This is a genomic window from Chryseosolibacter indicum, from assembly GCF_018598585.1.
Lineage (GTDB): Bacteria > Bacteroidota > Bacteroidia > Cytophagales > Cyclobacteriaceae > Chryseosolibacter > Chryseosolibacter indicus.
The window spans coordinates 1-10053 of sequence record NZ_JAHESD010000104.1; the positions used below are offsets into that span (position 1 = coordinate 1).

The following is a 10053-nucleotide window of genomic DNA, read 5'->3' on the forward strand; positions in this document are numbered from 1 at the left end:
GTTGAGACATATGAAACGAAAGGAAGTAGAGCGGGAAAGAAGAACTCTGAAGTTAAACGAATTGGTGGCGTTGCAGGAAGTGGAAACATTAGTTTGGCGGGTAGTAGCTATGGCGTTTTTTCATTTAATGATTTTTCTAAGCCTGCAATAGTTCATGATTATAACGGAAAATCCTACAACGTTCAGATTGGGCTTCAGGGTAACCTCAATCCATTTCCAGCAGGATCAACAGCAAATATTTCGGGAAGTTATTCCTATCAGGAAAATGTTGGAGCTCAGACTGTTTCAGGTTATGGGTATCTGTATTCATCGGATGCCGGAGCTGTTAGTAATAGTGTAATGGATTACCACGTAGAAAAAGAAACGGATTTTAATAAACGTGATATATTCTTGGGAGTACCTTTTAATGATGCTGATAATTTCACAGTAACAGGGGAAGGAATTGGTGGAGGCTTCAGACTTTATAACAAAAGGAGCGGACATTTTGGTCCTCGCCAAGTGAAAAGTAAAACCTCAATTTTAAATGTAGGCGCTGAAGCAGGTACAGGGTGGACATTTGGTCCTGGCGTAGATATTGGAAAGGGCGAGCAAAATATGACAATGGAAGATTGGAAAAGAGACTTATCTTCCTTTGAATCACGTACGAATAAAGATATTGATGAGCCTGTATTCTTCCGCTTTAACAATGATCTTGGCGGTGAATGGGGATATAACCATAATGATAAACCTTTTCAGGCTTCTATAACTTCTCCTAACTTTTTATCGACTAAAAGAGATCCATCCTTACCCTCTTCAAGCTTCTCATATAATAATGGTGAGCGCAGCGGAAGATCATCTTACATTGCTTATAACACAAATGAGGAAATGATCGATCCTAGCAATGCCAACAAACCCAGCTTTATTGCCTTTAATAAAAATGAATATATAAATGCACTTTCTGGAAGGGGATCGTTGGATGAAGAAACGAAGGCTTTAATAGGGGAACTTGCAGTGTTTAACGAAAGCGGTATGCGATATCTTTATGCCTTACCTGTATATTCAAAAAATGAGAAGAGCCTGAGCTATAGTGTAACAAAAGTTGTAGCTTCTAATATTGATAATAATTATATCGCTTATCCAACTAAACAAAACATAGTAGATGGTAAAGTTAAGGTAGGACAAGAGCAGGATAGTAAATATGCATCGACATTTTTATTGACTGAAATTAGTTCTCCTGATTTTGTTGACATGACAGGGAACGGTGCTACGCCTGATGACAACGGCTCCTATACCCGTTTTAATTATCAGAAAACTACTTCCACTGATTGGTACAATTGGCGTGCACCATATCGGGGTGTAGTATACAACAAAAATTCCCATTCCAATCCGAAAGATGATCAGGGTTCTTATAGTGAAGGAGAAAAGGAACTTTATTTTCTAGAATCAATAGAAACGAAAACTCACGTTGCAATATTCCGAATTTCAAACAGGGATGATTCAAGAGAAGCGCCAGATAAAGATGATGCTATGAATAAAGTGGCAGGCAGCCCTGGATCTGTCTCTGTTAAAAAACTTGATAGAATTGACTTGTATTCAATAAACGACTGTGGAAGAGACTCAAGGGGATATCCGGTGGTAAATGCAGGGGTTAAGCCAATTAAAAGTACAATTTTCAAGTATTGTTATTCTTTAAGTCCTGGATTGCCAAATTCCGTCGACGGAAAACTTACACTTGAACGTGTACATTTTGAATACAATGGAGTTACTACAACTAAAATAAGTCCTTATCTTTTTAATTACAGCTATCCGGATTATTCCAAGTATCCATCTAAGTATAAGTCGGGTCCAGAAGATGTAACGGCGAATTATTCATCCCTTACCGAGGATGAGCAGAATCCCGGGTATAGTCCCTTTCATTCAGATGCGTGGGGTAACTATCAGGCGAATGGAGAAGAAAGGTTCTCGAATATGAGGAATTGGTTGGATCAAACAATTGGTTCTAACATTCATGGTTTTGATCCAGCAGCATGGCATTTGAAGGTGATACAGCTTCCAAGTGGAGGAGAAATCCATGTTCAGTATGAACAGGATGATTATGCCTATGTTCAGGATCAGGAGGCTCATGTGATGGCTTCTTTACAAAATGACCCGGCTCACTTTGAAAGATTCATTGTCAATACATCATCAATAGGAGTGATCTCACTAGCTGATAAAAACAGGATCAAAGAGCTTATTCAGAAGCGTTACATAGCGAACGGGAATAAAATGTATTTTAAGTTTCTTTATCGATTAGTGGAGAACCCGGAGAATGGACAACCATCTATTACTTTAAATGATTGTAACGCAGATTTTATAACAGGTTATGCTACAGTTACAAAATGTGATATAGATGCTTCAGGAAATTTATATGTTGAACTTGCCAGTACAAAGAATAACAAATTGCCGTTCGAAGTGTGTAAAGAGTTTGTAAAGACGCAGCGACTTGGTATGCTTGATCCCTTTGGAAACTGTGTTCCGGGAATGAATGATGCAAACAACGGTAATGAGAAGGATAAAGCTATTGCTATTGTCAGGCAGTTATACGGCATGGCCCGTGGCATGATCGCTCCAAGTTCGATCTGCCAAAAGTTGAGTTCTGCGAATTCCTACTTGCGTATACCGACAGCACTAGCAAAAAAAGGAGGTGGTGTTCGTGTAAAACGCTTACTTATGTTTGATAAGGGAGTAAACGGTGTGCCGGTACTTTTCGGTAATGAGTATCTCTACCAGACAATAGATGATGGTCACATCATTACCTCTGGGGTTGCTACAAATGAACCTCAAACAATTAGAGAAGAAAATATTTTGGTTGGTTTCGTAGGTAGGAAGGGCCAAGGTCTCTGGAGTAAAATAATAGCAGGAAAAGACAAAAAGCAGTCAGAGGGGCCAATAGGAGAAAGTATTCTTCCTGCTCCTTCCGTGGGATATTCAAGGGTTATCGTGAAAAATATTCATAGTGGGAAAACAAACCCAGGATTTAGTATTAATGAATTTTATACAGCAAAAGATTTTCCTATTACTCTGGCCCATCCTAATAATCAGGGAACAATGACATCGATTAATGCACCTACACCTGATAAAAAGTTGCTTTACGGTGTGCTCGTGAACATTATTAAAGATAAATCTTGGGCAACACAAGGATTCAGTTTTATTTTAAACAGTATGCACGGGCAGGTGAAAAACAAGTCGTCCTACAGCGGTCCTCAGGATGATGTAATAGCATTAACTAAATCTACACTTATAGCGAAGACATCATACGAATTTTACAAGCCAGGAGAAAAAGTACCTGTTGTAAACTCTCTCTTTGGTGATATTACACTTAAAAACCCTGGACGTGAAGTTGATATAACATTTGCGCAGAAAAAAGTAGAAGAATCTTCTTATGACGCCAATGTAGAAGGTGATCTGGAAATAGCAATTATATATGCCTTTATTCCCTTTATACTCGTTTATCCTACTGCTATGCCTTCCGTTAGCATTACGGAAGGGTCACTTCATACGCATGCTACCAGTAAAGTAGTGCGCTATCCGGCTATAGTAAAAAGAACTACAGTTTATCAGGATGGAATTCTTCATACACAAGAAAATGTGGGATTTGATCAGTGGACAGGTCGACCTGTGATAGTTAGATCATCGGATGAGTTCAAAGGCGCATACCTAGCCCAGAATGTCCCGGCCAGCTGGGAGTACCCTAACTACACAGCAAAGTATGTGACGGAAGGAAAATTATTCAAGTCAAGTGAAATGGCAGGTCAATCGCTTAATTTTGTTTATACAGCACAAAATACTTCAGATGCTCACCTTACATTTGCCGGTGATGTAGGCTGTAATACGTTGGCACAGTTAACAACTGGCGACGTACTTGATTTGGGTAAGAATTATCTTTTCCAGGTAAAGAGTATTGACTACTCCAGGGATCATGCTGAATTAGTTCGGGTAACTGGAAGTGCTCCCGGTAATCCGTCCTCAATAACTGAAGTGAGAATTGTAAGAAGTGGCAGAACCAATAAGCTTACTGAATCAGCCGGAGATATAACTTTTCATCACCAAAATGAGAATAGTATAAGCGCAGCAACGGTAAGAAAACCAGATAGTGAGCGCTATGTTTCAAAAGCTTCAAGTAGCAATCAGAATATAGCTAGAGGAGATGGCAGCTTGTTTGTTGAACATTTAAATCATGCCTATAGTAATCAGTCTAATCCGGATGCACTCATGTTGCCTGGTCCGTATGAGCACATGAACCTGGTGCAATTCGTTGACAAATTGCCGGAAGGGTGTTCTGCTGATTTAATGGATGCTACTGTGAAGAACGTTAACATCCACTTTAAAACAAATGACGGGAACGTGAAGTTAGAATTGGGAACATTTGAAGTTCAATGTGGAAGCGAATGGGTACTGATAAAAATGCCAATTCCTTTTTAAAATTTTTTAAGCCTTTGAAAGTGAAATCTGTAATTAGAAATATGAAACTTATCTTAGGAATGTTATTGCTTTTGCTTAGCCAAAATATTGCGTTCTCGCAGGGAAGTGTAAGCGATACGGATGAGAAACAGGCGTTGCTTGACTTATATTTCGCAACAACTAGTTCTAATAGCAATTGGATCAGACCATGGAACGTAGCAAAGTTGCAGGACCCAGCTACCTTAATTTCTGACTTTACGACTTCTGCTGTGTATTCACAATTAGCTGATCTCCCTGGCGTAACAATAGCCAACGGCGATGTAGTGACCATTACTTTGAATAGTGAAAACAATATCAAGGGAAGTATTCCTTCTACAATAAACAATCTCGTAGCCCTTACTTCCTTAACCATACAATCTAATTATCAATCTGCTAGTAGTAGCCGTAATGAAATACGTGGACAACTTCCAAGTTTAAGTGGTTTGGTAAATTTGGAAGTGCTAGATCTTAGGGGGAATAACTGTACGGGAGTTGTTGATTGGCTTGGAGCAAGCAATAAAATGAGAAATGTTAATTTAAGTAGTTATGATGACAATGGCTTTGGACAACGTCTAACTATTCTACCCACTGCATTGTTTGGAAATCTTACAGCCCTTACGGATCTAACATTGAACTATAATGTCTTTTCAACAATAGAAAACTTTGTCACAAATAGGATTAGACCAGAATTTGGGGGTCTGTCAAACTTAAAAAGTCTTAGCCTGATAGAATGTAGTTTGAATGATAACTCTTTTCCTGTTGAATTCTCTACTTTTACAAATTTAGAGACACTAGACCTAAGTGGTAATGTAATAACTAATTTACCTTCTCCAATTGGAGATTTGATGTCATTAGAAACGTTAAACCTCAACAGTACTTTGATTGAAGAGTTGTCGAGCAATTTTCACCAGCTCGATCAACTTTACACGCTACACCTACAATATAATAGGCTAGGAAATACTGGCAGTGTTGGTGCCCGTTTTTACAATATGGTTGAGCTATTAAAAGGCTGTTCTAATTTGACTGAGTTGTATCTTACAGGTAATTATTTGACTGATGTTTCTTCTAACTTCTACCAGATTACTTCACTAAGGTTTCTCGAGCTTTCCCTGAATCCAATTGCGGGCTCTGATTTGAGTAATCTGAACGGATCGAAAATAACATCATTATCGATGCAGGCCTGTCAATTAACTTCGAAGTTGCCCTTTGTTCTTACAAGTCTATCTGATCTCACCACACTTAATATTAGCAACGAGATACTAGGGAATGATTGGTCGAGTACCAGGAGAAATTGGATAGACATGACTAATATAGGGGTCGAAAGTGTTTTAAAGAGCATGAGTAACTTAAAGTCCTTGTCTATGAGGTGGCATGCTATAGCCGGCCCTGCACCGTTGCCTGTATGGTTTGGGACCGGAAATATGAATAAGTTGGAAACCTTGGATATCAGCTATAATCAGGTTCAATTGCCACTGCCGGACAATTTCCAATTTTTGTCAAGTCTTTCTCATTTAAATATGAGCTACAACTCGTTAAACGGACCTTTACCGGATTTTATCAAAGAGCTTAGGAATTTGAAATACTTCAATGCATCGAATAATGAGTTAACTTCTCCTTTTCCTGGCATCAATACTCCTTCAGCACTAACTCATTTGGATATCTCACATAATAAGTTTACGGGAGAAGTTCCCTCTAGTCTTCTAACCCTGCCTTCCTTCCAAAATATTATTATTTCTAATAATGAGTTTGCAAGTATTCCTGATGGTGTACTTAATAATAATGTGAGTATTTATCTCAGGGATAATCTTTTTGATTTTGATGACCTGAAGGTCTTCTATCATGAGAGTTCCTGTGTTAGAAAAATTCAACTTCTCGATTATGCCCCCCAAAAACCTCAGGGGTTAAAGGGAGAACCTGGAAAGTTTTACGTGCCTGAAGGCATGCAAGTGACCATTAAATTTAAAGCACCTGGCGATAATAATAATTACTATCAATGGGAAAGAAATAATGGTGCCGGAGGTTGGAATGTGGTATCCCCCCAGATAGTGAATGCATCTTCTAATAATGTTGGGATATTTCATACAAAGATAATGAACAGATGCTTGCCTGGTCTTGAATTTACGGGAGCCAACGTAGAAGTACTCCTGATACCACCCTTGTGTCAGTCAGAAATACCTGCCAAAGGTGGTGTTTTTAAAATGGATAAATTAACAGGAGCAATTGTATTCGAGCGTGCAGATTGTAATTCAAGGATACCAGTTACATGCGTCTTTGGTCCCGCATCAACAATTGATAACGTCGTCGCCGCCAAGGCCATAACACATTCTGACGACTGGTCTTATTCTTACCTCAATCCATCTCATCAAAGTAATCCATTTGAAGGGGGAGAACGTGGAAAATGGAGACCTAAAGCAAATTATGTATATAATACTTCTCTTGAACAATCAAATGACAAAAATTTCAATGGAGGAACTTTTAAATATAAACCCTTCAACTGGAAATCAGGTGAAAAATCAAATTACCCAGGTTGGGTAAAGGTAAATCAGATTGAGAAATATTCTCCAAACGGAGATGTAACAGAGGAAGTAAATGCGCTGAATGTGTCCAGCACTGCCAAATTTGGTTACAAAGAGACCGTTCCTTATCTAATAGCCCAAAACGCGGAGTACCAGTCTGTACTTTTTGAGAGTTTTGAGAACCTGTATGGAGATAAATTTGAAGATGGCTTTTTAAATAATGGGGGGATACATGAAGCTTCTGGTATTTTTCATTCAGGTAGAAGTTCTTATAAGTTAAGCGGGTCTACTTCCGTCAATATTCGTGCTTTTCGTGTTAATAACCAATTTAAAAACAATGGCGTTCATGCCAGAATTTGGGCGAGAGGAAACGTTTCCAATTCTCTCGAACTGCAATTGACAGAATTAAACAATAATATCCTACACACTACTCAATTTACATGGGTGGCCAATAGTGGGGAATGGTCTTTATATGAATGTTATTTGCCCCCAGCGTGGTTCATTGCATTTAATACAGAAGATTCTATCAATTTAAGAATTCGTCACACAGGTGGTAACACGATCTGGATTGATGATGTAAGAGTGCAACCCAAGGACGCAGAGATAGCTGCTTATGTTTATGATGCTACAAATCTTCGCTTGCTGACTGTTTTTGATGATCAGCACTTTGGGCTCTTCTATCAATACAATGCTGAAGGAAAGCTGATTCGGAAGATAATTGAAACAGAACGTGGAATTAAAACGGTACAGGAAACGCAGTATAACGTTAAGGCGGTAGGTAAATAAATATACGAATATGCAAAGGTATTTGTGGGTTGTTGTCGCTGTATTGATGTTGCACCAGGTGGCACTTGGCGATGACGGTAAAGGACTTCTTAAGCAGGTTTTTAAGAAGATGAAAAGCGGGCCTCCTTCCGGAAGCGGTGTGTTTATGAAGTACGCTGTCACAGTAAAGACAATAGAAGGAACATCTCATGAGGACGAAATTGAAGTAGCCATGTTTGATAAAAAGATTAAAATGAAATCTGAAGGTGTTACGATCTATCAGGATTCTAAAACAATGGTGTTAATAAGGCCAGAGGAGAATACCATTTTTATTACATCACCGGTGGATGCAGACAAGCGTAAAAATCAGCTTCAATATTTTGTTAATCTTCAGGACTCGCTGTTCAATTATTTGGTATTAAAAAGTTGTTCAGAAGATGCAAGCATAAGAACTTTTACAAACCGTCCTACTAAAAAACTTATCCTTCATTTAAAGAATGAGATTGCCGGAGGTATAGGTATTAAGTCTGTTACTTATTGGCTTGATGAGGAGAACCTTATCATGAAGAGGGCAGTACTTGAGTTTGCAAATGATGAGTTGCAGCATATTGATTCCTTACTATTTGAGTTTAGCGATTTCAACTATCATTATAAAACTACTGTTTTTAATGGTACAGCGTTAGCAAAAGTTATCGATGATAGAAATAAGAAATTGTTAGCTGAGTACAAAGGATATCGTTTGATCGATAAACGTTAGTACTGTTTGTTGTTTATTTATTAACACTCATACCTTAGTTAAGCTTCCACGAAAGAATATTATGCTAAAAAGTTTATCATACCTAGTTTATCAGCTGTTCGCATATTTGATCAAGAATAGTTTGGTTAGAGTGGCAGTTTTGAGTTTGGTTTTGTTGTTAATTAGGGGAGTGACTTATAGCCAGGATACACTGTCAATGAGGAAGGATGAAGTAAAGTCTGCAGCGATAGTATCAAGGATTTCGCGAGAGTTAAATCTCACAAGTGAACAACAGGCTAAGGTACATGAGATAGTTAAGACGCGCTGGAAAAGTATTGCAAATGTGAAGGCTTTACGTAAACAGGTGGACTATACAGCTATAAATCAGGACGCCTTAAATGAAGTGAGAAAGGTACTTACCCCACAACAGTTCGAACAATTGATGAGCTTGCAAAGACAGAGAGCGATCCAGAGGAAGGATTTTCTGGAGAAACATCCTGATTATGCGTTTAGTGCGGAAGATAAGGATCTTGATTTTTAATATTTGAAAAGTAGGACCTACAGTATTGCAAAAGAGAATAAAATGAATCGTTGCCTAATAGCTATTACCCTCAAGTTTTTTTTATTAAGCCATATTGCTTTTGGTCAGCAGGTAGTAACCATAAGTGGGAGTGATATAAAGGATGCGATGTTATATAATGTTGCTCGTCCTGGTTATGAGTATACACGTGATGCTAATTATGGAACGTATGCGAGAATACCAGCAATTGCCTGGACTAATTCGAGCTATCCCAGTTATAGTCGTGCTTTACTTTCATTTAATCTCAATAGTATTGCTCCAGGGTCAATAGTTCAATCAGCGAAGTTATATTTATATAGCGACCCTACCGTTACAAATGGCGGTGATGTGAATGGGAATAGCCAACTTGATGGATCAAACGCTGTCTATCTGGAAAAGGCAATTGGATCATGGGACCAGAATACGGTTACGTGGAATAGCCAACCTCTGACTACTACATTAAATCGCATTTGGGTAGGTCCCTCCACCTCAACGACAGAGAATATCGAGATCAACCTCACTGCAATGGTTCAGGATTGGGTTAACAATCCAACTTCTAACTATGGATTAAAGATGCTTCTAGAAAATGAGGCTCATTACCGATCACGTAACTATGCAAGTACAAACCATACAAACGCAGCTATTCGTCCCAAGCTTGTAGTACAATATTTACTTCCTGCGCCTCCTACCCCTGTAGTTAGCGGTCCAGGCAGTGTATGTGTAACTACTACAGGCAGTATATATACCACTGCCTCGGGAATGAGTAACTACGTTTGGAATGTTCAGGGGGGCGTGATAACATCAGGAGGAACAACCACGAGCAATAGTGTAACAGTGACGTGGAACACAATAGGAAGCCACACGGTGAGTGTGATATATACAGATAATTATGGACGCACAGCCACTTCTCCAGGATCACAAATAGTAAAAGTGTCAGGCCCCCCAACAGTATCTGAACCAGTTGGAGTATGCTCAGGGTCGACAGGGAATGTTTACACAACGGAAATGGGGATGAGTAA

4 protein-coding genes and 1 pseudogene are annotated in these 10053 nt (G+C 38.9%); all 5 read left to right on the top strand.

Annotated elements, in window-relative coordinates; genetic code table 11:
• Positions 1-4440 (top strand): annotated as a pseudogene (locus tag KK060_RS23900) (hypothetical protein); the annotation flags it as partial.
• A 41-nt stretch (positions 4441-4481) separates the two neighbouring features.
• Complete coding sequence (locus tag KK060_RS23905; RefSeq protein ID WP_254157638.1) at positions 4482-7760, top strand: leucine-rich repeat domain-containing protein; 3279 nt, start codon at positions 4482-4484, stop codon at positions 7758-7760.
• Between the two features lie 10 nt (positions 7761-7770).
• Positions 7771-8496 carry a hypothetical protein gene (locus KK060_RS23910; protein ID WP_254157640.1) on the top strand — a complete coding sequence of 242 codons (726 nt, stop codon included), beginning with the start codon at positions 7771-7773 and terminating at the stop codon, positions 8494-8496.
• A gap of 196 nt (positions 8497-8692) precedes the next feature.
• On the top strand, positions 8693-9016 hold the full coding sequence (locus KK060_RS23915) for a hypothetical protein (protein ID WP_254157642.1): 324 nt from the start codon (positions 8693-8695) through the stop codon (positions 9014-9016).
• 42 nt (positions 9017-9058) lie between these two features.
• The coding region (locus KK060_RS23920; protein WP_254157644.1) for a DNRLRE domain-containing protein at positions 9059-10053 on the top strand (995 nt) is incomplete at its 3' end.

What these genes read in the sequence shown, in the direction of transcription:
- KK060_RS23905 (WP_254157638.1), top strand. Translation starts at nt 4,482, where the DNA reads ATGAAACTTATCTTAGGAATGTTATTGCTTTTGCTTAGCCAAAATATT.
- KK060_RS23910 (WP_254157640.1), top strand. Translation starts at nt 7,771, where the DNA reads ATGCAAAGGTATTTGTGGGTTGTTGTCGCTGTATTGATGTTGCACCAG.
- KK060_RS23915 (WP_254157642.1), top strand. Translation starts at nt 8,693, where the DNA reads ATGAGGAAGGATGAAGTAAAGTCTGCAGCGATAGTATCAAGGATTTCG.